This window comes from Planktothrix prolifica NIVA-CYA 540 (genome assembly GCF_963864145.1).
Lineage (GTDB): Bacteria > Cyanobacteriota > Cyanobacteriia > Cyanobacteriales > Microcoleaceae > Planktothrix > Planktothrix agardhii.
Window position 1 is genome coordinate 5,081,997 of record NZ_CAWLTW010000001.1, and the last position, 23,763, is coordinate 5,105,759.

Sequence of the window (23,763 nt, forward strand, 5' to 3'; positions counted from 1 at the left end):
GACTATCAAGGGCGATATCTGATTACGATAAGGCTCTTAAAATTGATCCTAATGATGCTTCTGCTTACATCAATCGGGGTGGGGCTCGCTATAATTTAAAAGACTATCAAGGGGCGATATCCGATTACGATAAGGCTCTTAAAATTGATCCTAATTATGCTGCTGCTTACCTCAATCGGGGTGTTGCTCGCGGTAATTTAAAAGACTATCAAGGGGCGATATCCGATTTCGATAAAGCTCTTAAAATTGATCCTAATTATGCTGCTGCTTACTACAATCGGGGTAATGCTCGCTATAATTTAAAAGACTATCAAGGGGCGATATCCGATTACGATAAGGCTATTAAAATTGATCCTAATTATGCTGATGCTTACCTCAATCGGGGTGTTGCTTTGTATATGGTTGGAGATAAACGAAAAGCGAGGGGAGACTGGGAAACAGCGGCGCAACTGTATCGACAACAAGGTAATGAGGATGACTATAAAAACGTAATGGATAATATTAGAAACTTTACTTTTGATTAATATTAAAATTATTGAGATAAAATCATGATTTAATTGTTATAGATGTTGGTTTTTTATTTAAAAAATATCCCTTTTGTTCTCATTTTGATAAAAAATGGAGAAGGAGAAATTAACGCTTTTTCTTGTTGAAATTGTTCCCATTCAGCGCGAATTTCTTGATCAATTTCATCGACATGATCAAAATAATATCCCATCGCTGCATGAGCTTCTGATAATTTTAAATAGGGATGCTGACGACACATTTCTTCAACTGACCATCCATAACTCAGATAGTCCATAACAATTTGGGCAACACGGACGCGGGGAATTCTTTGTAAACGGGCGGGTTGTCCGTGATTTTTTTCAATATGAGGATAAGTGATTTCAACGGTCATTGTTATTAACAGGCGATGGAATAATCCTTATATTAGCATTTGATTCGATAAGTATAATTACACCCAAATTTTCCCGATATTTCTAAAGATTTGATTAATTTATAGCCAATTAACAAAAACTGTGATACCATTTTCAATTAATAAGCTAGGGGTGCCTGCTAGGTTCAGGCTGAGAAAAAACACCCTTGGAACCTGAGTCCGGCTAGTACCGGCGGAGGGAAGCTATTAATACGAGGAAAATCAAAATGCGGACAGAATGGGTCGCCAAACGGCGTGGACAGGGCAACGTTTCCCAAATGCACTACGCCCGCCAAGGCGTGATTACCGAAGAAATGACCTATGTTGCTCAACGGGAAAATTTACCTGTTGAGTTGATTCGGGAAGAAGTGGCACGGGGACGGATGATTATTCCTGCTAATATTAATCATACCAATTTAGAACCGATGGCAATTGGAATTGCTTCTAAATGTAAGGTTAATGCTAATATTGGTGCTTCTCCTAATTCTTCTAATTTAGAAGAAGAAGTTGCTAAACTCAATTTAGCCGTAAAATATGGCGCGGATACGGTGATGGATTTATCCACCGGAGGCGGTAATTTAGATACCATTCGTACCGCTATTATTAACGCTTCTCCTGTTCCTATTGGCACTGTTCCAATTTATCAAGCTTTGGAAAGTGTTCACGGCACAATTGAAAATCTTACCCCCGATGATTTTCTGCATATTATTGAAAAACACGCCCAACAGGGTGTGGATTATATGACCATTCATGCGGGTTTGTTAATCGAATATCTGCCCTTAGTTAGAAGTCGAATTACCGGAATTGTCTCCCGTGGGGGCGGAATTATTGCCCGTTGGATGTTGCATCATCACAAACAAAATCCCCTTTATACTCACTTTGATGATATTATTGAAATCTTCAAAAAATACGACGTTTCCTTTAGTTTAGGGGATTCTTTGCGCCCTGGTTGTACCCATGATGCGTCTGATGATGCTCAACTTGCGGAACTGAAAACTCTCGGAAAACTAACCCGTCGCGCCTGGGAACATGATGTCCAGGTGATGGTAGAAGGCCCTGGGCACGTTCCTATGGATCAAATTGAGTTTAATGTTAAAAAACAGATGGAGGATTGTTCTGAAGCTCCCTTCTATGTTTTGGGGCCGTTAGTAACAGATATTGCCCCAGGTTATGATCATATTACCTCAGCAATTGGGGCTGCGATCGCGGGTTGGCACGGCACAGCAATGTTATGTTATGTGACGCCAAAAGAACATCTGGGTTTACCAAATGCAGAAGATGTCAGAAATGGCTTAATTGCCTATAAAATTGCCGCCCATGCTGCGGATATTGCCCGTCATCGGATTGGCGCCCGTGACCGTGATGATGAGTTATCAAAAGCTCGTTATAACTTTGATTGGAATCGTCAATTTGAGTTATCCTTAGACCCAGAACGGGCGAAGGAATATCACGACGAAACCCTTCCGGCGGATATCTATAAAACGGCTGAATTCTGTTCTATGTGTGGGCCGAAATTCTGTCCGATGCAAACTAAAATGGATGCGGATGCGTTAACAGAATTGGAACAATTCTTAGCTAAGGAAAAAGAAGTTGTAACTCAAAGTTAATTGGAAATAAACCGGGTTTATGTAAACCCGGTTTGTTGGTGTAGAATATTAAGTTTAAGATGCGCTTAAGCGCAACAACGGAATATGAGTTATCTAGGATTTGGTTTGATTCTTTAGACAACCACAAATATTACTGAAATACTATGACTCAAGATAAACAGGCAGCAATTTTTGATAGTTTTTTAGCTATTGTTAAAGCACCTTATGGAGATTTTTCAGGAATTGGAAAACTTTCTAAGGAAATTAATGATGATTCTACTTTAGAGGAAATTGTCAATTTTCTGCGTCAAAGTCCTCAAGGTGAACGTGCATTTAAAGAACGTATCCTTTTGGGTAATATTGATTTACATCAGCTTCATGAGTTACCTAAAAATACTTTGGGTTACATTTATTCTGATATGATGCTCAAGAATAATTTAAAACCTGTTCCTGTTGAAAGAATAGAAGACAATGACTTCTCTTATTTAAAAATTCATCTTAGTGAAACTCATGATATTTGGCACATTGTAACCGATAGTGATATTGATAAGTCAGGTGAGGTTAAATTAGAAACTTTTTATGTAGCGCAGTTGCATTATGACCGTCTATTTTTGTCACTCCTCTCTAAAAATTTACTCAAGACTGCAATTCAAGAAATGGAGCTTTGTGAATCCATTATGGATGCTTTAACGAAAGGATGGACTATGGGAAAAAAAGCTAAACCCCTATTTGGAATTCAATGGAATAGTCTCTGGGAAAAACCATTGGAAGATATTCGCCTTTCTTTGGATATTGCTGTTTAGTCTTTATCTATTACATCTATAAAATATAAGGCTAACAATAGTTCTTGAATATCCCTATTTTACCCCCAATTAATCCCTTGATAAATTTCATTTAACGGGATTTGAAAATTGATAGAAGATAAACTTAAAATTTCATCAGGAGAATGATATTCTGTTAATAACCATTTACTTTCAGGTGTTTTAGTAAACTGTTCAACGTAGATTTTATATTGGTCAATTAAAATATATTCTTTAAACTCAGGAATTGACCGATAATAGTCAAATTTGTCTCCTTGGTCATAGTTTTTTGTACTTCGGGATAAAACTTCAACAATTATTAAAGGATTAATTACAGTATCGGTTCGGTTTTCTTGAAGAATAGGTTCTCCTGAAATCACCATCACATCAGGATAAGTATAAATCCGATAATGGGGTATCCATAGACGAATATCACTGATAAATATTTTATGATTTTGGTTTCTGAGGGCAAATTTTAAATACGCATAAAAATTACCCGCAATATCGTTATGATTGGGTGTACCGCCTACCATAGAAATAATTTTTCCATCAATATATTCGTTTTTGCTATCTGCTTTTTCTTCCAATTCCAGATATTCTTCTGGGGTGTAATGGCGTTGTTGAATTTCAGTTAACATGATTTTTTCCCTATAAAGATTGTGCTGAAGCACAACAACTTTTGAGTTGACGACGTAATAATAAGGAATTGGTGACAACAGTAACGGAACTTAATGCCATTAAAGCACCTGCGGTTGAAGGACTTAATAATATTCCGAATTGGGGAAATAACAATCCGGCGGCGAGGGGAATTGCTAATACATTATAACCGAATGCCCAGAATAAATTTTGACGAATTTTATTAAAGGTGGCGCGACTTAATTGGATGGAGTCAACGATATCTATTAAGGAATTTCGCGTTAACACAATATCTGCGGTTTCATTCGCCACATCCGTCCCGGTTTGTAACCCAATTCCAATATCAGCTTGTGCTAAAGCGGGTGCATCGTTAATCCCATCTCCCACCATTGCCACAACTTGATTCTGTTGTTGTAGGGTTTGAATTAGATTAACTTTCCCTTCCGGTCGGACTTCGGCAAATATATCCTCTGATTTTAAGTTTAACTCAATTGCGATCGCATTGGCAACGGATTGGCGATCGCCAGTTAATAAAATTACCCGTAACCCCAGATTTTGTAACTGGGAAACCGTTAATTTAGCATCGGTTTTGAGGGGGTCACTCATTGCCATTAACCCGACAACTTTACCATCTATTGTAACATAAACTATCGTTTTTCCTAAAAATTCCGGTAAGGTTTCAGGATAGTTAATTTTATGTTCAATTAACCCAGCTAAATTGCCAACAAATATAGTTTGATTCTCGATAATAGCCGAAACCCCTAAACCGGGTTCGGTTTGAAAATCCGATGCCATTAATAACGATAAATTCTGCTCTTTTGCTTCCCTTAAAATAGCTTCAGAAATAGGATGATTTGAACCCTGTTCTACTGTTGCCGCTAATTGTAATATTTGTTGTGGTGATAACTCAGAAATAGTAATACAATCTGTGACCATGGGAGAACCTGTAGTTAAGGTTCCGGTCTTATCAAAAACAACGGTATTCAGTTGATGTACCCGTTCTAAAATATCCCCACCTTTGATTAATAATCCCCTTTCTGCACCTATTCCCGAACCGACTAAAATAGCCGTTGGTGTGGCTAATCCCAAAGCACAGGGACAGGCAATTACTAACACCGCAATGGCTAATTTTAAACTTAATAATAAAGGAGCATTCGTGGCTATTTCTATTCCCGCCAAGGGAATTACATCCGGCCAAATTCTAGTTCCTAACCCATACCAAAACAGAAAGGTTAAACCCGCCAAACTCATGACAAAATAAGTAAAATATCCCGCGACAATATCGGCTAATTTTTGAATCGGGGCTTTGCGAGTTTGGGCGGTTTCAACTAATTGTACAATTTGTGCTAAAATAGTATCGGAACCCGTGCGGGTTGCCTCAATTAAAATCACTCCGGTTTGATTAATAGTTCCCGCCGAAATATCATCACCAATTTGTTTTAAAATCGGCATAGATTCCCCCGTTAACATTGATTCATCAACGGTTGTTTTCCCGAACCTAATTTCCCCATCAACGGCTATTTTTTCCCCAGGTAATACCTGTAACCATTCCCCAACTTTAACTTGTTCGGCGGGAATTTCCACACTATTTAAAATTGCATTATCCTGAGATTGAGGTGCGACTAAACGGGCGGTAGTTGGTTGTAAAGCAATTAAAGATTGAAAGGCGGTGGCGGCTCGTTGTCGAGCGTGCTGTTCTAGGGTTTTTCCTAATAAAATGAACCCCAATAACATTACAGGTTCATCAAAGAAACATTCCCAACCCAATTGGGGAAATAATAAGGCAACAAAACTTGTTAAATAGGCGGTGAGAGTTCCCAGTCCCACCAAGGTATTCATATTTGGGGCATTATTTAATAAACTACGCCCACCATCAATAATAATAGAACGTGCAGGAAATAATAAAGCAATAGTAGCGAGTCCCCAATGAAACCAAATATTACTTAATAGATGAATATGGGCAAAGCCAAAATGATGTAAATGTCCAATACTTGATAATAATAATAACAGACCACAGGTAACAATCCGTTGAATTTGTTTTCCCATGTCCTGGCGATGTCTTTCTTGTAGCTCCTTTAATTTTTCCGTAGCTGAAGATGTTAAATTACGGAGTTGGGTGGGAAACCCGGTATTCGTTAAAATTTCAGCCAGACTTTCCGGGTTAATTTGGTTCGCGGCACATTCAACCCTTGCCACTGCCGTCGCCAAATTCACAGAAACAGAAATCACCCCCTGCTGTTGGAGCAGTTGACGTTCCACCGCTTTTACACATCCCGCACACTGCATCCCGGATACATCTAAAATAATCGTTTCGGTTGGGGGTGGGGTTAAGGTTTCATCAGTCAGAGGTTGGGAAGCAAGCTGCATAAAGGTTTTGAGTATTGGTACTTATCAAAGAAAAAATATAATTATTTGTGATAATCCCCCGATTAGATCCCCCTAAATCCCCATTAAAAAGGGGGACTTTGAATTTGATTCCCTCTTAAAAAGCAGGGTCAAGGAAGGGATCTAATCCCCCCCTTTTTAATGGAGTTAGGGGGGATCAAATTCTCTTAACAATCAATTGCGGAGGCTAAGAAAAAAGCTCACCAACAGTCCTCTCAAGATTATAAAGGTTTCTGAGGATTTTCTTAAGACGGTGATTGTAAATTTGGGATAAACTTAACATATAATTGTCCTACTGCTTCAAGTATTAATAACTTTTGTTAAGTTGTGACTCTTTTTTGCTCCATTCGTCAAAATTGATGTACGGACATTTCGAGTCAAACCTTAATCAACAAAGGGATCATCAGTTGTCAGTTGTCGCTGAACAGTCAACCGTCGGTGTATTTCCTCGCCATTCCCCTAGCATAATGGAAACCTTAGAATTCATCATCTATCCAGATGGCCGTGTGCAGGAGAAAGTTACTGGCATTGTTGGGTCTTCCTGTGCGGAAGTAACCGCCGCCCTGGAAGCCGAATTAGGTATCGTACTAACTCAGGAAACCACTTCTGAATATTACGCCCGTACCCAACAACAGTCCGAGACCGCGACAACCCAAGTCGGTTCGAGCCATTGGTAAATTCTGTTTTTGAGTTCACTGAAAATCTCGTTAAAAATAGCTAACTATGTCACACTTTAGCCAAATTAAGACCCAAATTCGGAATCTGACCTCATTAGAAACTGCTTTAAGTGATCTGGGCATTGACTGGAAAGCTGGCCCAAAAGAGGTTCGCGGTTATCAAGGTCAAACCCGTCCCGCCCAAGTAGTAATTGAACAAGACAACGGTTATGACTTAGGCTTTACTTGGAATGGCCAAGAATATGAGTTTGTTGCGGATTTACAATTTTGGCAACAAGCAGTTCCCGTTGATCGATTTTTGAGCAAAATCACTCAACGCTATGCTTACCACACCGTTGTCAATGAAACCAGCAAACAAGGGTTTCAAGTTTCAGAACAACAAAATCATCAAGATGGTTCCATCCGCTTAGTTTTACAACGCTGGAGTGCCTAATGTCTGATGGGTCTGTATCGCTAACTGATCCCGTATCCGAGCGTTCTGGACTAGAACCAGAATTGGGCGGATTTTTGCGAAATGCACCGGAACGTTCTGGGCTTGAACCGGAACTCGGCGGTGTATTGCGGCAAAAAGGGGTTTATGTGGATGAACTCACCTGTATCGGGTGTAAACACTGTTCCCACGTCGCTCGGAATACTTTTTTTATTCAAGAAGATTATGGTCGAGCGCGGGTATTTAGACAGGATGGCGATACATCCGTGTTAATACAGGAAGCAATTGATACTTGTCCGGTTAATTGTATTAATTGGGTGGATTACACTGAACTAAAACGTTTGGAAGTAGAACGTCAAGATCAGGTAATTCCTGTGGTTGGTTTCCCTGTAGAAGCGGGTTTAGCTAACCGGAAACGTCAGAAACAAAAACGGAAACAAGATAATTCTTTAACCGAATAACTGATTTCTGGCGGGCTAAAACTGCCTTTTTTTTTATTCATTTAATTGGTATTAGGCAAAAGGAGAATATTCTGCTTTTGCCTATTTTAATCTTCCGTTTAATCAGGAAGGTTTAGTATTAAATCCTTTTAAAGTTGTTCAGGATCAATTCCTAATTCTCGGAGTTTAGCGGCTAACTTATCAGCCCGTTGCTGTAACATTTCTCGTTGTTGTCGTTCTTGAATAACAACTTCTTCAGGCATTAAAACCAATTTACCTCCTATTGTAAAAAATCGTAATTTATTATCAAGAATCCCTAAAAATAGGTCTAATTGTTGACTCCATAACCAGCCGTTTTCATTGGGTGGAATGGGTTGATATTGACCCTCAACAATATGAAATCCGGCAAATTCTAAAGTCTTTGGGTCAAACCAAAAATAGTCTGGGGTACGAAAAACATCCTGATAGATTTCTTTTTTTTCTCCGCGATCAGTATTAGCCGTTGTTTTGGATAACATTTCAATGATGACATTAGGATATTTGCCATCTTCTTCCCAAACAACCCAACTATTACGGGGTTTTCGTTCAGTTCCCAAAACTACAAAAAAATCTGGCCCGCGAAATTCTTCGGATTTTTTTTGACGTTGACTATAATAAATGCTTAAGTTGCCAATCGCATAAAAATCATCTCGATTTTGCCATAACCATTCTAACGAGTTAAGTAAAAGTAGAATTTGGCGGAGATGGAGTTCGCTTTCCAATGGAGGCTCCTGACTCAATAAATCACTGGGCGGAAATTGCACTTCAGGGAGAAGTGTTGGGGTTTGAATTTGTTCTTCAACAATAGACATTATTGAATGTCCGTTAGGATGACTGTTTTTTTATTATAGTTTATCAAAATAGCAATGGTACTAGCCGCGCCTTCTGGTGCATTACTTATAATAACTATAATCCCATAGCTTTCTAATCAGAACTATGACTAAATTTACTTTAAACTTAGAACAAATTGGGTATTGTTTCCTCTTGTTTCCAGGTTCTACCTGGAAATGCTATTTATGGAGGCTCCGCCTCCTATTATTTGAGGCAGAGCCTCAAAATTAGCATTCCAATGCAGAGCATTGGAACGAGAAAATTTCGAGCGACGAGTTAGGACGTTCTATCCCTGAACCTAAAGGACGATTATTATTAGCTTAATACTGCTATAACCTGTTTTCAGAAATTTGTAGGGGCGGGTTCTCCGAGAGCTTTGTAACTTCACCCCAATATTACTAAACCCGACCCACTGCTTCTCATTAGCTTAAATTGTAATTAAAGGCTATAATCAGGGAACAAGGGAAAAAAATTCCGTAAATTTACTGATGACACTTGAGAAATATTAATTTATAATATTCTATTGAGGGTATCATTAAGCAGTTTATGTCTGAAGAAGTTTATCACATTTTTATTCCTGACCAGATTGCAAGTCATGGAGGCAACCAAAAAGTCATTCTGCGATCTGGTAAATCCTATGATGTCACAATCCCCGCTCAATTACAAGAAGGATCTAAACTAAGATTAAAAAAATCTGGTTTAGATCAAAATGATGTGCTGTTGATTCTTCATACTTTATATGATAAAAATAATAGTTATCAACAGATAATTAATGATTTAATTAGGAATTGCGACATTAAATATGATAGCAAAGTCAGATGTATACAATCCTATGAAAATATTCAAGAAAATCAATTAAATGATGATATAGCAGCCCTTGATTTATTAGATTTTATAGTTGACAACAATAAAAAAAATTTAGATGATGAATTTGTTCAAAAATATCAATTAGCCAGCGAAAATAATCGTCTAATTTGGATTGAGGAATGTTTAGAAAAATCTTTAGAAGTTTCCCGTCTTTCGGAACAGAAAAAACAAGCATTAAGAGGAATTTATCAATGTGTGAGGGCAGGTGAATCCATTGGTAAGCTAAATTATCTTAATGATCTTGATTCCATAATTACTAATTCTAATATTCCCGTAACTGTTAAACAGAGATATTTGAATGCCAGCGTAACATCAAAAGCTATTACAACAGAATTATTTATTATTAATTTAATCGAAGATAAAATTATATCAAAAGTAGAAAAAGAAAAATATTTATTTGTTTATATTCAAGTTCGAGATAATCAAAAAATTACCGATTTGCAGCAATTACTGAAACTGGATAAATTAGTTCTTAATTCAAACATTCCTGAAGAATGTAAAGTTATTTATAAGTTAGCATCAGAGCGAGTATTTGAGCAAAAGAATGAGGAAAACTCAAATAATATTATAGACAGGGTTACTAAAGTTACTAAATCTGTCAAAAAAGCTGCTCAAATTGTGCCGAATGCTCATGCAATTTTGGGGCAATTAGGAGTAGAAGCAGGAACAAAAGTTGCCATTGCAGGTTTATCAGGTGGAGCCGCGACTAATGCAACACTAGCGGTTTTAGGAGGAGGTTCTGTTGCCGCCGGGGGTTTAGGAATGTTAGGAGGATTAGTAGTAGTAACGGGGGGAGCCGCATTAATTGGAGCCGCAACTTTAGTTTCCATTGTGTCCGTCTCTCAAATGGATACAGAAGATAAAGTTAATTTAGGAATAGCTGCTGTTGCAGGAACATTAACCAGTGCCGCGACTATTGCAACCGCTTGGGCTGCGGTGGGAGCTTTTGGTGTAGCGGGTACAGGAACAGCCATTGGCACATTATCAGGGGCGGCGGCTTATAGTGCGATTATGTCAGCCTTGGGCGGAGTTAGTTTCATGACAGGAGGGGCGGCTTTAATTGCTGCGGGTGCAGGTTTTGGCATCTACAAATTACTGAAAAATAAAAAAAATAATGCCAAACAGTTAGAAGCAAGACTTTATACTTTATTAGAACATCAAACCCATGATTTAATGACTGTATTCAACTATTATCTATCAGAAAAAACAAACGAATATTTTTTATCTCCTAATATTCCTTTAGATAAACTTGCTAATGCACTTTATAAGTATGTAAATCTTGAACAAGGAGAAAGAATATTAGCTTTAGTCGATCAAAGTTTATTTGGCTCAGGAAAAGTTGGTTTAGTATTTACTGAAAATCGACTAATTTGGAAAGAAATTCTGGAAGAACCAAAATCATTAAGATATTCTAATTTTCAAGACGTGGGTTGCAGCTTGCCTACTTTCTCTAATGAAAAATTAGATTCTACTTTATACAATTTATTCCGAGAATTGAAAGAAATTTATCAGTTCAATAAAATAGAAAATTTGCCGGAGAATAAAATAGAAAATTTAGATGATGCTGATAAATTGATTCAACAAATTGAGATGCTTAATCAAATCTGTGAATCTTGTATTTCTCTTGAACCCCATATTAAAAATCTTAATCGTATTTTATAATCACAAGGAGATTAAACGATGAATTCAGTTGAAGAACTAGCTAGACTTCAAAAACGCTTTCAAGAAGCAGCTAAAGTTATTGATGATTTATCTCGAATCAAGCAAGAATTAGATCAATAAAAATTAATTTATAATTATTTAAAATATAGCGGTGGTAGTGCGAGCGTCCTCGCTCGCTAGGTAACTTTAAGTGACTTAATAACTTTAGTTTCTAATAGGTGCGTGCGAGAAGCTATACACGCACCCTACAGGCGAGAAAAATTGATCTCAATTGTATTTTGATTTGTGATTAACAGCCTAAATCACTTCATCGGATTATATTCAGCTAATAACTTTTCTAACTTAGCTTGATCAACTTTAGATAATAATTTGTCCGCTTCATAATTATCTCGCACCGTTTTAGCTAAAGTAAAAGAAGACCCCACCGAAAAGGTTAAACCCATCCCCATAAATCCTTTCACCCAGATATCAACGGGGAGGTAAGCAATCCCGACGGCGGTTGTAGATATAGCCAGAATAAAAGATAGCCAAACTTGAAGAATCCAAGCTGATGTATCTTTTTGTGCCAACATTTGTTTATTACTCATAACCGTGACTTCCTTGGGGCGTTATTGTTAATCCTATTTTAGTTTTGAGCCACAAAACCCCTGAGCCACCATGGACAGTTTTAGAAACTGTCTAATTGACACTCCCACCCCTACGCTACGCTAAAGGGGTGGGATTCTCGTATCTAGCCCAGTCAAATAGAGACAGTTGAATGTACTCTTGTTTGCCAGTATTCATCGAGTTCAGGGGTGTGCCAAGCACCCCATAATTTAAACCGGATGAATCCATTACAGAAGCATCTCTCTTTAGGTTCAAATCACATGAAAAACCATCCCATTGAGATAGATTTCGTGCAGCATTAAGATCGGAATTATGGTAGTGACCATTAGGGCAATTGAAATCATGCCGATTTCTTTTGCCAATAACACCACAAGTTGAACAAGATTTAGAAGTATACGGTGCAGGTCTTTTAATTAATTTCAATCCTTTTAGAGCTAACTTATAATTAAGTTTTTGCTCCAGAGAATAATAAGACCAATTATGTCGAGATTGACCAGAAGTGGTATGTCGAATGACTTGATTAACCAAGGCAGATTTTAACTCGGACATGATCTTAGCTGTCGTCATTTTACGCCGTTCTTTGATTGGCAATGACAACAGGTTGTTAGCAATCCGTGTGTTTTCTTCCGTCATTTGCTCAAACATTTGAGCTTTACAACGGTTGAGATCCACGAATTTTAATTTGATCGTCCGAGTTATCTTAGTCATGCCAACCATGATAACATAAGGTTGATGAATCGTGTGTATCGACAATGACAGAAAATCAGTACAAAAGAAAAAACACATCAGTGAGCCTGATTAACTATCATTTTGTCTTTTGTCCTAAAAGACGGAAAAGGGTATTAGTCAATGAAGTCAGTAGAAGATTGGAAGAAATTATCTACCAAAAAGCAAAAGAGCTAGAGTGTGATGTCCTAGCTCTGGAGATAATGCCCGATCATGTGCATTTGTTTATTAGTTGCCACCCTTTAGTTGCCCCATATCAAATTATGTTTAGAATCAAAGGGGCATCATCAAGAATATTAAGAAAAGAATTTCCTCATTTACTTAAACTGCCTTCTTTGTGGACGATGAACGAAAAGAGTTAGGAATGTTAGAATCAGAAACATCGGAATCAGTTAATTTTGAATTATCAAAAAATGACATAACTATTAAACCTTTAGAAATGCAAATCTATGAGGATTTACAACAAAAATCACACTATTCGGCTTTACAAGATCAATTAAAATTTATCGTTAAACCTGAATTACGCCGGGATCATGAATCTTATATTTTTGAAAAAGCGATCGCCACAGGTTTAAATGGATTAGCCCCTAAAAATTGGCAAGAAGTACCCGATTTAACCGTTGCTAATCTTTATCATTATTTTCAGTAATTTTGTAGTAAGCCCTTCAGGGCTGACTCATAAATCCTAATTATGAGTAATAAATTTACCAGCAAATATGGATTAAGCCCTGAAGGGCTTACTACGATTGAGGTCAGAAACCGTGTTTCTTAATTCTCTGGTTGGGTTGATCAGGGAAAAAGCCAATATATTCCTAAACTTGTTCATAAGCAGCAATAAAATCATCTCGTGAGATACCAGATTGAGTGCAGATACTTCTGAGGGTAGAACCTTTAATCAGTTTATGATTGGGCAAAGTTAAAGGAGTAGTTGTGCCATCAGGATTTTGTCTAATCATAGAAATATGTTCTTTTTCCCTGACTATTGAAAATCCAAAACCCTCAAGTACCTTAATAACCTTTGATTTGGGAGCATCAACTGGAAACTTTGCCATTATACGCTTGTCTCTGCGACAAAAGCTTCGAGGATTGAGGATTCAGATTCTAGCACCGATTCTCCAAAAGTCTCAATATGAAATAAAATAGCTGATCGCACATCATTTAGAGCTTCTTCATAAGTATCACCTTCACCAACTACAACTCCCTGAATCCCTAACGGATAGGCAATATAACCATCAGGGTGCTTTTCCACAATGATTTTGATATTTTTCATTAAAAAATAACTTGGATCAAATTAGATTAGGATTAAGTTTTGCTAATATTCTAGCTTGATTATAGCTTCATTGGGGGTAGGATGAGGTCAGAAACAGGGTTTCTCTCAAAACCTCTATTTATTGAACGAAAATTGTCTCAGAAACCCGGTTTTTTATCTTCTCAAGTCTTGTTTAACCAAGTTTAAATCGCAGATAACAGATTGGGTTGATGGGGGGAAAGCCTTTTAACGGTGCTTCTAGGGATTTGTCCGTTAGCCACGCAAGGTTACAGGGTTTGCCTTCTGTGGATTTGGGGCAGTGGTGTTTTTTGACGAGTGGTGCTAAGATAATTATCAGAATCGAAAACAAGGAAAAACAATGTCAACAGTTTATCGGTTAAAAGCCAGCGAACTAGATACTAATATTTTAGAAGAAATCAAAGCGACTTTTGGAGATAAAGAGATTGAAATTATTGTTTCACAATTTGATGAAACTGAATACCTTTTGAAATCAGAAGTCAATAAAAATCGACTTTTGCAAGCCGTTGATAACGTGAAAAATCGGCAAAATTTAGTTGAAGTTAACTTACCCGATTTACAATGAGCAGAAGAATTGTTTTTGAATCTTCTGCCTTTGAAGATTTTACTGAGTGGGTAAAATTAGACAAAAAGATTTATCGCAAAATTGTCGAACTGATTAAAGATATAGACAGATCGCCGTTTGAAGGATTGGGTAAACCTGAACCTCTGAAATATGAGTTAAGTGGTTTTTGGTCAAGACGTATTGATAATGAACATCGTTTAGTTTACCAAGTTACGGATGAAGAAATTGCGATCGTGGCTTGTAAGTATCATTACAATGAATAGTGGTAGAGTGGGCAGACTAAAAGGCTTAAAATTTATTACTTTCATCTATTCACACAGCCGAGGATTCCCCTATTCTGTTATAGGTTAAGCTTCTAAAACAGTGCGTTGCAACTAATTTATAATAGTTTGAATCAGGTGCGGGTCTTGGGGTGAGAAAGTTCCCCAGAACAGAAACCGGGTTTCTTAATTTAATCTTGGGTAAGCCACAAAAATTGTTGCAGAAACCCGGTTTCTTATCTTCTCAAGCCTCATCTAACCAAGTTTGAATCGCAGATAACAGATTGGGTTGATGGGGGGGGAAAGCCTTTTAACGGTGCTTCTAGGGATTTGTCCGTTAGCCACGCAAGGTTACAGGGTTTGCCTTCTGTGGATTTGGGGCAATGGTGTTTTTTGACGAGTTGCAGGTAGATGTCGGTGGCCGGTTTCGTGAAATCCTTGGGGTAGTGGTAAGATGGAAAAATAAATTCAAGGTTGTTTTATGTCAAATCCTGAATTATTGGCAAAAATTAAGCAGTTATCGCGTGATGAGAAGGTTGAAATGATGCAGTTTTTAACCGATGAATTGGCGAAAGAAGAAGGTTTAAAATCATTAGATAATGACGTTGTTTATCGTCTTTGGTCGCCTTATGATTATGGTGACGCTGCTCAGAAATTAATGAGCTTATTAGAACAAGAAGAAGCGAAAGAAAATGCGAAATGCTAAACAATATAGTTTGAATTAGGTGCGGGTCTTGGGGTTTCGCTTCTTTGTAGAAAATGACGAATAGATTTGTCATATTTTTTGTAAAAAATCTTTGTAAGTTAAAATTTCTGTCCTCTCAAAATTCACCAAACTTAATAAATCTCTATCTCCTGTAATTAAAAAATCAGCTTGACTATCTTTAGCTAAAGCTAATAAATAATTATCTTTAGCATCTCTACAAATAGAAACTTCTGAGGTTATTTCTATAGATAAACCAATAATATTCAACAATTCCAGCAATTCTTGGACTTTCGCTACTGGAAAATATTTTTGGAGTTTTGGTCTTTGAGTTACTAGATTAATTTCCTCTAGGAGTTGGTTGCAAAAGACAACTTGGAGCGTTTTATTGACGATTAATTCTTGGAGATTGGCTAATTCTTTACCAATCAAGAAGCTAATCCAAAGATTCGTGTCTATAATTACTTTAAGAGGCTGGTTTTCTGGCATAAATTTCGCTTCTAACTGCTTCAACTTCTTCGGTAATAGTTTCTAAAGAAAGTTCATCGGTTTTGAATGACTCTAAAAGGGCTGTTAATTGGCTGTTTAATACTTCTTTTTCAAGTTCTTGGCTTAACAGCAATTTTTCTGGATATGGCAGTTGTTTGACCAAGGCTAAAACTTGCTCAAAGTTCAGGGAAAGTTGATAGCTGGCTGGAGTCATTGTTCGTTACGCTTAGGGTTTATCGATATTTTATCTCAAATTTTTGGATTGAGGATGGCTTCATGTCTCTAAAATAGTCCGTTGCAGCCAAGTCATAATAGTTTGAATCAGGTGCGGATCTTGGGGTGAAAAGGTGGGAATGGTGGGATGGGGTGAGTCGGTAATAACGCAAATTGTAGCGTCGAAGCGAGTGAGAGAATCGAGAAAAGTTTGGCTAAAACCTTGGGGTTTCGCATCTTCGTAGAAAATGAGGATGGGGTGTTTTTCCCAGTCTAGGAGTTGCCAATAGATTTTGAGTTCCGTGAGGGTGCGGGGCGTGCCTTCTGTGGATTTGGGGCAGTGGTGTTTTTTGACGAGTTGCAGGTAGATGTCGGTGGCGGGGTTATCGCGGTTATCGAATTTGCTACCGTCGATGCAGAGGAGTTGCAGGGTTTGGTGGAGGTTGGTTTCGGTGAGTTGGGTTTGCAGGAGTTGGGGGAGTTGGGCGAGGTTGAGGGTTTGGACGAGGCGGGAGGTTTGGGTTTCGGTTAAACCGTGCCATGCTTGATAAAATTCGGGATAGGGCAGCTTGGCGGCACAGTGCCAAATACATTCATCAAATCGCCTAAAGTCGTTTTGGTAAACTTCATCGCTGAGACAGTCTTTTAAGGCTGAGACGATATCTGCATATTGTTTGGGTGTGGTTAATATTTCTTGCAAACTATAAGCAGCCTGCCAACAGGCCAATCCATCCTCAGTATTTTCGATAACTTTGACCAAAGCAGCAATGGCTTGAGGATTTCCTGGGTCGATTTTCCCTAAACTCGCAGCAACCCGCCAACGGGTATCCTCATCCTCAGTATTTTCGATAACTTTGAACAAAGCAGCAATGACTTGAGGATTTCCTGGATCAATTTCCTCTAAACTTTCAGCAGCCTGCCAACGGGTAAATTCATTCTCATTATTTTCAATAACTTTGACCAAACCAGCAATGGCTTGAGGATTTCCTTGTCCGATTTCCTCTAAACTTTCAGCAGCCCGCTTACGGGTATCTTCATCCTCAGTATTTTCGATAAGTTTGACCAAAGCAGCAATGACTTGAGGATTTGCTTGTCCGATTTCCCCTAAACTCTCAGCAGCAAGCCAACGGGTATCTTCATCCTCAGTATTTTCGATAAGTTTGACCAAAGCAGCAATGGCTTGAGGATTTCCTGGGTCGATTTTCCCTAAACTATCAGCAGCCCGCCAATGGGTAGATTCCTCCTCATTATTTTCGATAACTTTGAACAAAGCAGCAATGACTTGAGGATTTCCTGGGTCGATTTTCCCTAAACTCTCAGCAGCCCGCTTACGGGTATATTCATTCTCAGTATTTTCGATAACTTTGAACAAAGCAGCAATGACTTGAGGATTTCCTGGGTCGATTTTCCCTAAACTTTCAGCAGCCCGCCAACGGGTATATTCATCCTCAGTAGTTTGGATAAGTTTGACCAAAGCAGCAATGGCTTGAGGATTTGCTTGTCCGATTTTCCCTAAACTTTCAGCAACCTCCCTACGGGTAAATTCATACTCAGTATTTTGGATAACTTTGACCAAAGCAGCAATGGCTTGAGGATTTCCTGGGTTGATTTTCCCTAAACTTTCAGCAGCCTCCCTACGGGTAGATTCATCCTCAGTATTTTCGATAACTTTGACCAAAGCAGCAATGACTTGAGGATTTGCTTGTCCGATTTCCCTTAAACTTTCAGCAGCCAGCTTACGGATATCTTTATCTGGGCAATTTTCAATAATTTTAATAATTTCTGTAATAGCGAGTGGTCGAATCGTTTCTGGTATCGCCTTTCTCGCCCCTTCTTTAATCGGATCGATAAAATTTTGCCATTTCTGTTTTTCAATATTAAAATAACCAAACCCCCACGTCACCACTTGCCTAACAATATCTAAAGCGAGGGAACAAGCCTTAAATTCATTAATCCCTACTGCTGCTAGAAAATAGGCTTGATATTCATAAAAATATATTACTCCATCTTTAAACTCAACTAACTCTTGAATAAATTCCTCTTTCTGATCACTGGCAATATCTCGTCCCAACCACAACAAAATTACCTGCTTCCACTGCGGTTCAAAAATCCGATATTCCTTCCCCGCCACCGGAAAATTAACATGATTCCGAGGTAAAAAATAATCCCAATCATCCACCGCCAAGGCTGCAAAATACTCCTGAAATGTGGCATGATAAAACACGCAAATCGCCTCTGGCAACCGTTCCACCCGATTCAACCACCCCAACCTCATCACCGCCTGAAAAATCGGGCGACTTCCCAAAACCTTCAACACCCAACTTTCCCGCAACCGTAACCGCGAAACCTCATCTTTCTGTTCCATCGTCGCCAACGCCAACTGCGCCAAGGCTTTATCAATTGCCTCCCGTTGGTCTAAAATCTTCTCATCCGCCTTCCAGTCATACACCAAATCCACAAACTGCGCGTATAACCCCGCCTGCGTTTCCGGCAAACCGCCGCCTGTCTGCCAAATTTGACACAACATCCACAACCGCAAGGGATTCTGAATCAACTCCTTGAGACGGGAATTTTCCGACTTTGCTAACGCCGCCTCTAAACTCTCCCCCGTCGCTGCATCCCCCATCCCCGCAAACCAACGGCGAATATAGTCCGTCACCTGTTCCGGGTTAAACTCCAAATTGCGAAACACATCAAACCCCGAAAAGGCATTCTTATCCGCTTCCCAGACATTCACCCGACAAGTCACCACCACCCGCGCCGCTTGCACCCATCCCCCCAACACTGCGGAAACATGGCGCATTTCTACCCTCGATGTCATTTCATCTAACCCATCCAACAATAACCAAATTCGATCTTTCTGTTGGGTGAGTTCGTCAATTGTGAGGCTTTTACCTGTTTGTTTGAGCCAGATTTCTTCGATATATTGGGTAATTGTTGGTTGGGTTAAATCTGCCAAAGATATCCAAATTGGCAACCCCAAATTTTCCTCTAAAATCCAATCAGCAATTTTCTGTAACCGCGTGGTTTTACCCGAACCCGGTTCACCAATAATTGCTATTTTTCGCCCTTGACTTTCGCTTTTTCCTTGTCGCAAGACTTCTTCAAAAAAGCTTTCTTCAGTAATAGGAATGAGTTTTTCTTCTTCCTTTTCTTCCTTTTCTTCCTGCTGATTTCTTGAGGGAGGTTTGGGAGGTTTGCGTTCAACAATCGCTAAAGGAACATAAATTTCATCGAGTTGCGGTGTCACCCCGTTGGCGTTGGTAAAGGGGTTAGTGGTGAGTTGCTTTTGTTGCGCGAGGTTTTGACGACAAATTTCTTGCCAGTCTTCTAACGTCAATGATTTGGGGTTGAGGATATCAATAATTTTTTGAACATTTTGGTCAGTGCGATTAACAACTGAGAACATATCTGTCATCGTCAAAGCAACTTGCTCTTGTCCAACCCCAATCTCTGTTAAACTTGCATTAATGGTTGGTAAATATTCTAATTCAAAAGCTCTATAGGCACGGTCATTAGTTTTTAATTGCTCGACAAAATGAGCGTATATTCTGGAAAATAAACCCGTCTGTATTTGATTTTGGTAATCTGGTGGTATATCAGCAATTCCTTGTAATGCTTGGCTAATTAGTCGGGTTTCTAATTCTTGGAGGCGATCGCCAATTGGTTTTCCATGAGACAATAAGAGTTGCTCAATTTCTGCCGTATCTTGCAAAGGAGATGATATTTCTGTCTCGTCTTTGGCATTTTTTACCTGTTCTAACTCGGTTTTCCATTGTTCAATTTTTTGATCAATTTCTGTCGGTAAATAGAGGCGAAATGGCTGAATTATTCCCGCTTTGAACTCTTGGGCAATTTCTAGTAACGCTTGCAAATAAGCAATCTTAATCGCCTTTTGTAAGTCGTGATTAATGGGCTTTGGATCACCTTTAAACTTGTTGATCAGATTTTTTGGCCAATCATAAACATTTATTGGCCCTGTGGCTAAGTTAGTCACAATAGATAGCAAAAGACCTAAAATAGAGGGATCCATACACTTATTAACAAGGACTGTTGATCATCAAGGGCAGCAGAATCATGGAAAAAAGATCGATAACCATAATTCCAGAGGTATTGACAGTGAAGGTGCATTTTAGCATTAAATTGTCAAGGGGCGTTACTTAAGGTTAATTTAATGTGCGATCGCCCTAAATTCATACCCATACTCCTCAAGCCATCTTGATTATAACCTCAGTCAAAAGAATCACCTACAAATCAGTATCTACGGGATTGATATCTTCTGGAGGTGGATGACGACCCCGTAATTCCTCTTCTGCCCGAATTGCTAACATCGTTGACCGATTCAAATCAAGGGCTTGCACCGTTGCTCGACCTGTTGCTGTTAACCCGATCGCTTCCACGCCATTCCAAGCAAAGTGAGCATTCCATCTCTGTTGACGCGGATTAAAAATATAGACAAATTCACCCGTTTCTGCATCTTCAATTTTCTGCCGTGCGCCCTTCCGAAGCGAACAGGAAACACAGGCAAGGGCTAAATTTTCTGCTGTGGTTTCGCCACCTGCAACAACAGGAATAACGTGGTCGATGTGAAATGTGGCAACTTGACCGATCTGAGATATGCCGCAATATTCACAGCGATTATTAGCTTGTTGAATCACCCATCGACGGAGAGAAGTTGGAATCTTTGTCATTAATAATTACTGGCTCACCCGTGTTGAACGTAACTGTAGCAATGATAAAAATTCCATCAATTCAACCAGTCCCTCGGCTTCCTGTTGTTCTGCTTGAGATAGGGTGTAGCCTTCATCCTGACGATCTAAGAGAAATTGCAAACGGGATTGAACTGCTGGCGACAGTTGAAAGCGAGTCAGTTCTAGGGGAATTTCGATAATTTCGGGCATAGAACAGTTAGCCTCAGTCTGTAATTCTGTGATTCTATTTTAGTCGTTTCAGGGGCGATCGCGGTTATCTTCCCCAAACCAACGCCGGACAAGTCACCAGATTATTACCTATTTGTAGTAAGCCCTTCAGGGCTGACTCATAAATCCTAATTATGAATAATAAATTTACCAGCAAATATGGATTAAGCCCTGAAGGGCTTACTACGGTAGGTATTGGGCAATACGACTACTTGCACCTGGTTGTCCGAGGCGACGTTTTCCGTTTTCTGCTATTAATTTTAATTGCTCGGAATTAAGAAGAAGCGATCGCAATATTTCAGGAATTTCTGTGGGATTTTCTACTATAATTAATGACCGCCCTAATAGACGCTGTTGATTATTAGCAAAGGTGGGGGTAAATTGTGGCCCCTCGCCCGGAATTGCGATCGCAGGTTTCCCTAAACCGACAAATTGTTCCGTTGCAGTTCCGGCCATGGCGATCGCAATATTCCCTAAAGCTAAACAATCATTAAATGCCTGATTTGTCAAGATTAATATAGCATTTTTTTGAGAAAAAATTAATTCTCCGTGACCCCAAGGAAAGTTAATATTAGGTAATCTTAAATCTGGGGTTTCTTGCCATCCTAAAGCCTTGAGAGATTGACAAAAGGGTTGCAGGTCTAAACTAGAGGCGATCGCACCTAAAAACACCAATTCTTGATAGCTAGGGATCGGATTTTCTGTTGATCGGATCGAGCTTTGAATAATTGCATCTACTCCTTGTAAAATTATATCCCAATTTCGATTAACTTCTGGAGAACGGGAACCGGGTAATATTGTAATGAATAGCGATCGCTGCTGTAATTGATCAATATTAGAATTATCAATATTAGGTTCTAAATTATCCATCATGGGATTTCCTAAATCAATCGCCGGAATCCCATATTTTTGTAAGGTTTCAGTTGTTATAGTATCCCTAGAAAATACTCCTAAACACCGAGAATGATTCATTAACCAACGTTCCCAAGGAAAATAAATTGAATCACAATATTTATACCATTTCCACATTCCGGTTAAGGGTAATTTTCCCTGTTCATCCCTAAGATAATAGTCGGATTTTGCTGTTCCGATAAAAGCATAATTTCCCCCACTTAACCAAGCTAAAAATAAAGGCACAATATCCCCGACGGCGAGAATTATTCCCCCTTGTTTTACCCATTGACGAATTGTTTGATATTGCTGAATAATTAAGGGAAATAACCCTGCTTGTAGATCTCGCCAGAGTTGGTGTTTATCCATATAAATAAAACCCCCAGAAGGTAGGGATTTTACTGATCCGATAATGGGAACGTTGTCTAGTTGAGTGTAAGATTGTCCTAGTCCCACTAAGGGTAAGGCGGCGAGTTCCGGGGGATGGGGCTGTTTTTGGAGTTCTCGTAAAATCCTAACGGCGATCGCATCCTCCCCATGACCATTACTCACCGATAGAATTTTGACAGTCATGGTCTAACTTCCTCAATAGGTTGTAATATTTTATCAGTTATTAGTTATCAGTTATCAGTTAAATAAATAAACCCAAGATTTTTACTGATAAAAAAAACTGTGATTTATTCTTAACTGATCATGCGGATACTTGATGAATCAATTCTGTTTTTTAACCTGATTTAATCTGATTAAATTATATGATTTTACCTGCCCAAAAATTTCCCCCATTGGATTGTTTGATTATTGATTATGATGACCAGGATGTACAAATTCTATCGGAAATTTTAGGTCAGCAAGGGTATCAAATTAGAAGGGCTTTAAATGAAACTGCGGCTTTAGAATATTTACAGATCAAGATTCCTGATCTGATTTTTTGGGATTGTTCAGAACTTGAAGATCAAAGATTAAGTCTTAACTATTTTTCTCAATATTGTGAAAATAATCAACAAAGTATTGGTATTTTTTTATTAATTTCATATTCTAATCATAGCTATTCTATTCCCTTAGACTATGGCGGCTATTATGACTATATCAGAAAACCTTTTAATTCTCAAGAAATTATGCTTAGAATTAAAAATATCCAGAATTACCGTCAAAATCAGAAGGTTTTAAGCGAGTCTTTGCTTCAGTTAGAACAAGAAATATTAGCGCGTAAAGTCGCCGAAAGTAAACTTGAGGAAATTAGCCAGAAGTTACAAACAACAACGGATAAATTAAAGTATTTGAGTCGGCTTGACCCCTTAACTCAATTAGCAAATCGTCCTTATTTCGATGAATATTTATTAAGAGAATGGCAACGTTTAGCCAGGGAAAGAATATATTTATCCTTAATTATTGCAGATGTGGATAGGTTTCAAGGTTATAACGAAGTTTATGGATATGATCAAGGAGATATCTGTTTACAAAATATTGCTCAAACTATGGGCACCTGTATTAAACGTCCAGCCGATTTAGTTGGGCGTTATAGTGGGGAAAAATTTGCAATTTTGCTTCCCCATACAGATAGGACTGGGGCGATCGAAGTTGCTAAGTTAATTAGAGCTAAAATTAAACAATTGGAAATTTCTCACCCTAAATCGGAGATCAGTCCCTACCTAACTCTGAGTTTGGGGGTAGCAACAGCTATTCCCGCACCGGAATTACCCCCACATCCTTTGATTACCGTTGCCGAAGAAGCTCTACAGGAGGCTAAACAGCAAGGTGGCGATCGCATTGGGGTGGGAGTCCATTGGCGTTAGAAATAGCGTCAATAGGGATCAAGATTTTTTAGTATCGATCT

General features: G+C 38.7%; 27 protein-coding genes and 1 riboswitch. Of the genes, 13 read left to right on the forward strand and 14 right to left on the reverse strand.

Features of this window, described 5'->3' with window-relative positions; all coding sequences use genetic code 11:
- On the forward strand, positions 1-524 hold a 524-nt coding region (locus AC559H_RS22675; RefSeq protein ID WP_148292374.1), incomplete at its 5' end, for a tetratricopeptide repeat protein.
- A gap of 53 nt (positions 525-577) precedes the next feature.
- On the opposite strand, the gene AC559H_RS22680 is transcribed toward AC559H_RS22675, so the two are convergent.
- Complete coding sequence (locus AC559H_RS22680) at positions 578-898, reverse strand: DUF433 domain-containing protein (RefSeq protein WP_026794859.1); 321 nt, start codon at positions 896-898, stop codon at positions 578-580.
- 137 nt (positions 899-1,035) lie between these two features.
- A riboswitch (TPP riboswitch) is annotated at positions 1,036-1,135 on the forward strand.
- Positions 1,136-1,143: 8 nt separating this feature from the next.
- On the opposite strand from AC559H_RS22680, the gene thiC reads away from it, so the two are divergent.
- Positions 1,144-2,523 (forward strand): phosphomethylpyrimidine synthase, encoded by a 1,380-nt coding sequence (gene thiC / locus AC559H_RS22685; RefSeq protein ID WP_026794858.1) that lies wholly within the window; start codon positions 1,144-1,146, stop codon positions 2,521-2,523.
- 143 nt (positions 2,524-2,666) lie between these two features.
- Positions 2,667-3,305, forward strand: a complete 639-nt coding sequence (locus AC559H_RS22690) for a Coq4 family protein (RefSeq protein ID WP_026794857.1) — start codon at positions 2,667-2,669, stop codon at positions 3,303-3,305.
- 59 nt (positions 3,306-3,364) lie between these two features.
- On the opposite strand, the gene AC559H_RS22695 is transcribed toward AC559H_RS22690, so the two are convergent.
- The gene (locus AC559H_RS22695) at positions 3,365-3,940 is read right to left on the reverse strand and encodes a Uma2 family endonuclease (RefSeq protein WP_026794856.1); all 576 of its coding nucleotides are present in this window, start codon (positions 3,938-3,940) and stop codon (positions 3,365-3,367) included.
- A gap of 10 nt (positions 3,941-3,950) precedes the next feature.
- Positions 3,951-6,305, reverse strand: coding sequence for a heavy metal translocating P-type ATPase (locus AC559H_RS22700; RefSeq protein WP_026794855.1), 2,355 nt, complete (start codon positions 6,303-6,305; stop codon positions 3,951-3,953).
- A gap of 485 nt (positions 6,306-6,790) precedes the next feature.
- Here AC559H_RS22700 and AC559H_RS22705 point away from each other — a divergent pair, with 485 nt between their 5' ends.
- From AC559H_RS22705 to AC559H_RS22715, 3 genes are read left to right on the forward strand one after another with little or no spacing between them, the layout of a single operon-like run.
- Complete coding sequence (locus tag AC559H_RS22705; RefSeq protein WP_026794854.1) at positions 6,791-7,000, forward strand: DUF2997 domain-containing protein; 210 nt, start codon at positions 6,791-6,793, stop codon at positions 6,998-7,000.
- Positions 7,001-7,046: 46 nt separating this feature from the next.
- Positions 7,047-7,433, forward strand: a complete 387-nt coding sequence (locus tag AC559H_RS22710) for a DUF1257 domain-containing protein (protein ID WP_026794853.1) — start codon at positions 7,047-7,049, stop codon at positions 7,431-7,433.
- Complete coding sequence (locus tag AC559H_RS22715; RefSeq protein WP_026794852.1) at positions 7,433-7,891, forward strand: ferredoxin; 459 nt, start codon at positions 7,433-7,435, stop codon at positions 7,889-7,891. Before AC559H_RS22710 ends, AC559H_RS22715 begins: the two co-directional genes overlap by 1 nt.
- A 128-nt stretch (positions 7,892-8,019) precedes the next feature.
- Here AC559H_RS22715 and AC559H_RS22720 read toward each other — a convergent pair whose 3' ends face one another.
- Positions 8,020-8,721, reverse strand: a complete 702-nt coding sequence (locus AC559H_RS22720; protein ID WP_026798599.1) for a Uma2 family endonuclease — start codon at positions 8,719-8,721, stop codon at positions 8,020-8,022.
- A 565-nt stretch (positions 8,722-9,286) separates the two neighbouring features.
- Here AC559H_RS22720 and AC559H_RS22725 point away from each other — a divergent pair.
- On the forward strand, positions 9,287-11,269 hold the full coding sequence (locus tag AC559H_RS22725) for a hypothetical protein (RefSeq protein WP_026798600.1): 1,983 nt from the start codon (positions 9,287-9,289) through the stop codon (positions 11,267-11,269).
- Between the two features lie 302 nt (positions 11,270-11,571).
- Here AC559H_RS22725 and AC559H_RS22730 read toward each other — a convergent pair whose 3' ends face one another.
- Positions 11,572-11,856 carry a YiaA/YiaB family inner membrane protein gene (locus tag AC559H_RS22730; RefSeq protein ID WP_026794849.1) on the reverse strand — a complete coding sequence of 95 codons (285 nt, stop codon included), beginning with the start codon at positions 11,854-11,856 and terminating at the stop codon, positions 11,572-11,574.
- 115 nt (positions 11,857-11,971) lie between these two features.
- Complete coding sequence (locus tag AC559H_RS22735; RefSeq protein ID WP_081693753.1) at positions 11,972-12,583, reverse strand: zinc ribbon domain-containing protein; 612 nt, start codon at positions 12,581-12,583, stop codon at positions 11,972-11,974.
- 44 nt (positions 12,584-12,627) lie between these two features.
- Between AC559H_RS22735 and tnpA the strand changes: the two genes are divergently transcribed.
- Together tnpA and AC559H_RS22745 are read left to right on the forward strand one after the other, a co-directional pair.
- Positions 12,628-12,963: an IS200/IS605 family transposase gene (tnpA, locus tag AC559H_RS22740; protein ID WP_199918606.1), complete on the forward strand. Its 336-nt coding sequence runs from the start codon at positions 12,628-12,630 to the stop codon at positions 12,961-12,963.
- Positions 12,939-13,250, forward strand: a complete 312-nt coding sequence (locus AC559H_RS22745) for a hypothetical protein (protein WP_144018189.1) — start codon at positions 12,939-12,941, stop codon at positions 13,248-13,250. The genes tnpA and AC559H_RS22745 overlap by 25 nt, the downstream gene beginning before the upstream one ends.
- Positions 13,251-13,413: 163 nt before the next feature.
- Here AC559H_RS22745 and AC559H_RS22750 read toward each other — a convergent pair whose 3' ends face one another.
- Entirely contained in the window at positions 13,414-13,653 is a 240-nt protein-coding gene (locus tag AC559H_RS22750) for a type II toxin-antitoxin system HicA family toxin (RefSeq protein WP_026788601.1), read from the reverse strand.
- Positions 13,653-13,850, reverse strand: a complete 198-nt coding sequence (locus tag AC559H_RS22755) for a type II toxin-antitoxin system HicB family antitoxin (protein WP_237745589.1) — start codon at positions 13,848-13,850, stop codon at positions 13,653-13,655. The genes AC559H_RS22750 and AC559H_RS22755 overlap by 1 nt, the downstream gene beginning before the upstream one ends.
- 379 nt (positions 13,851-14,229) lie before the next feature.
- On the opposite strand from AC559H_RS22755, the gene AC559H_RS22760 reads away from it, so the two are divergent.
- From AC559H_RS22760 to AC559H_RS22770, 3 genes are all read left to right on the forward strand, one after another.
- A complete protein-coding gene (locus AC559H_RS22760; RefSeq protein ID WP_026788603.1) occupies positions 14,230-14,454 on the forward strand; it encodes a hypothetical protein in 225 nt (74 codons plus the stop codon).
- A complete protein-coding gene (locus AC559H_RS22765) occupies positions 14,451-14,717 on the forward strand; it encodes a Txe/YoeB family addiction module toxin (protein WP_026788604.1) in 267 nt (88 codons plus the stop codon). The genes AC559H_RS22760 and AC559H_RS22765 overlap by 4 nt, the downstream gene beginning before the upstream one ends.
- A 478-nt stretch (positions 14,718-15,195) precedes the next feature.
- Positions 15,196-15,420: a hypothetical protein gene (locus tag AC559H_RS22770; RefSeq protein WP_026794846.1), complete on the forward strand. Its 225-nt coding sequence runs from the start codon at positions 15,196-15,198 to the stop codon at positions 15,418-15,420.
- 69 nt (positions 15,421-15,489) lie between these two features.
- On the opposite strand, the gene AC559H_RS22775 is transcribed toward AC559H_RS22770, so the two are convergent.
- The 6 genes from AC559H_RS22775 to AC559H_RS22800 form a co-directional block, all read right to left on the reverse strand.
- Positions 15,490-15,906, reverse strand: coding sequence for a putative toxin-antitoxin system toxin component, PIN family (locus AC559H_RS22775; protein ID WP_026794845.1), 417 nt, complete (start codon positions 15,904-15,906; stop codon positions 15,490-15,492).
- Positions 15,884-16,120, reverse strand: coding sequence for a type II toxin-antitoxin system VapB15 family antitoxin (vap15, locus tag AC559H_RS22780; RefSeq protein WP_026794844.1), 237 nt, complete (start codon positions 16,118-16,120; stop codon positions 15,884-15,886). The genes AC559H_RS22775 and vap15 overlap by 23 nt, the downstream gene beginning before the upstream one ends.
- 60 nt (positions 16,121-16,180) lie before the next feature.
- On the reverse strand, positions 16,181-20,152 hold the full coding sequence (locus AC559H_RS22785; protein ID WP_052349641.1) for a HEAT repeat domain-containing protein: 3,972 nt from the start codon (positions 20,150-20,152) through the stop codon (positions 16,181-16,183).
- A 214-nt stretch (positions 20,153-20,366) separates the two neighbouring features.
- Entirely contained in the window at positions 20,367-20,810 is a 444-nt protein-coding gene (locus AC559H_RS22790; protein WP_026794843.1) for an HNH endonuclease, read from the reverse strand.
- A 6-nt stretch (positions 20,811-20,816) separates the two neighbouring features.
- The gene (locus AC559H_RS22795; RefSeq protein WP_026794842.1) at positions 20,817-21,020 is read right to left on the reverse strand and encodes a hypothetical protein; all 204 of its coding nucleotides are present in this window, start codon (positions 21,018-21,020) and stop codon (positions 20,817-20,819) included.
- Between the two features lie 201 nt (positions 21,021-21,221).
- Positions 21,222-22,502: a lipid-A-disaccharide synthase-related protein gene (locus tag AC559H_RS22800; RefSeq protein WP_026794841.1), complete on the reverse strand. Its 1,281-nt coding sequence runs from the start codon at positions 22,500-22,502 to the stop codon at positions 21,222-21,224.
- Positions 22,503-22,681: 179 nt separating this feature from the next.
- Here AC559H_RS22800 and AC559H_RS22805 point away from each other — a divergent pair, with 179 nt between their 5' ends.
- Positions 22,682-23,722 carry a diguanylate cyclase domain-containing protein gene (locus AC559H_RS22805; RefSeq protein WP_026794840.1) on the forward strand — a complete coding sequence of 347 codons (1,041 nt, stop codon included), beginning with the start codon at positions 22,682-22,684 and terminating at the stop codon, positions 23,720-23,722.
- Positions 23,723-23,763 lie beyond the last annotated feature (41 nt).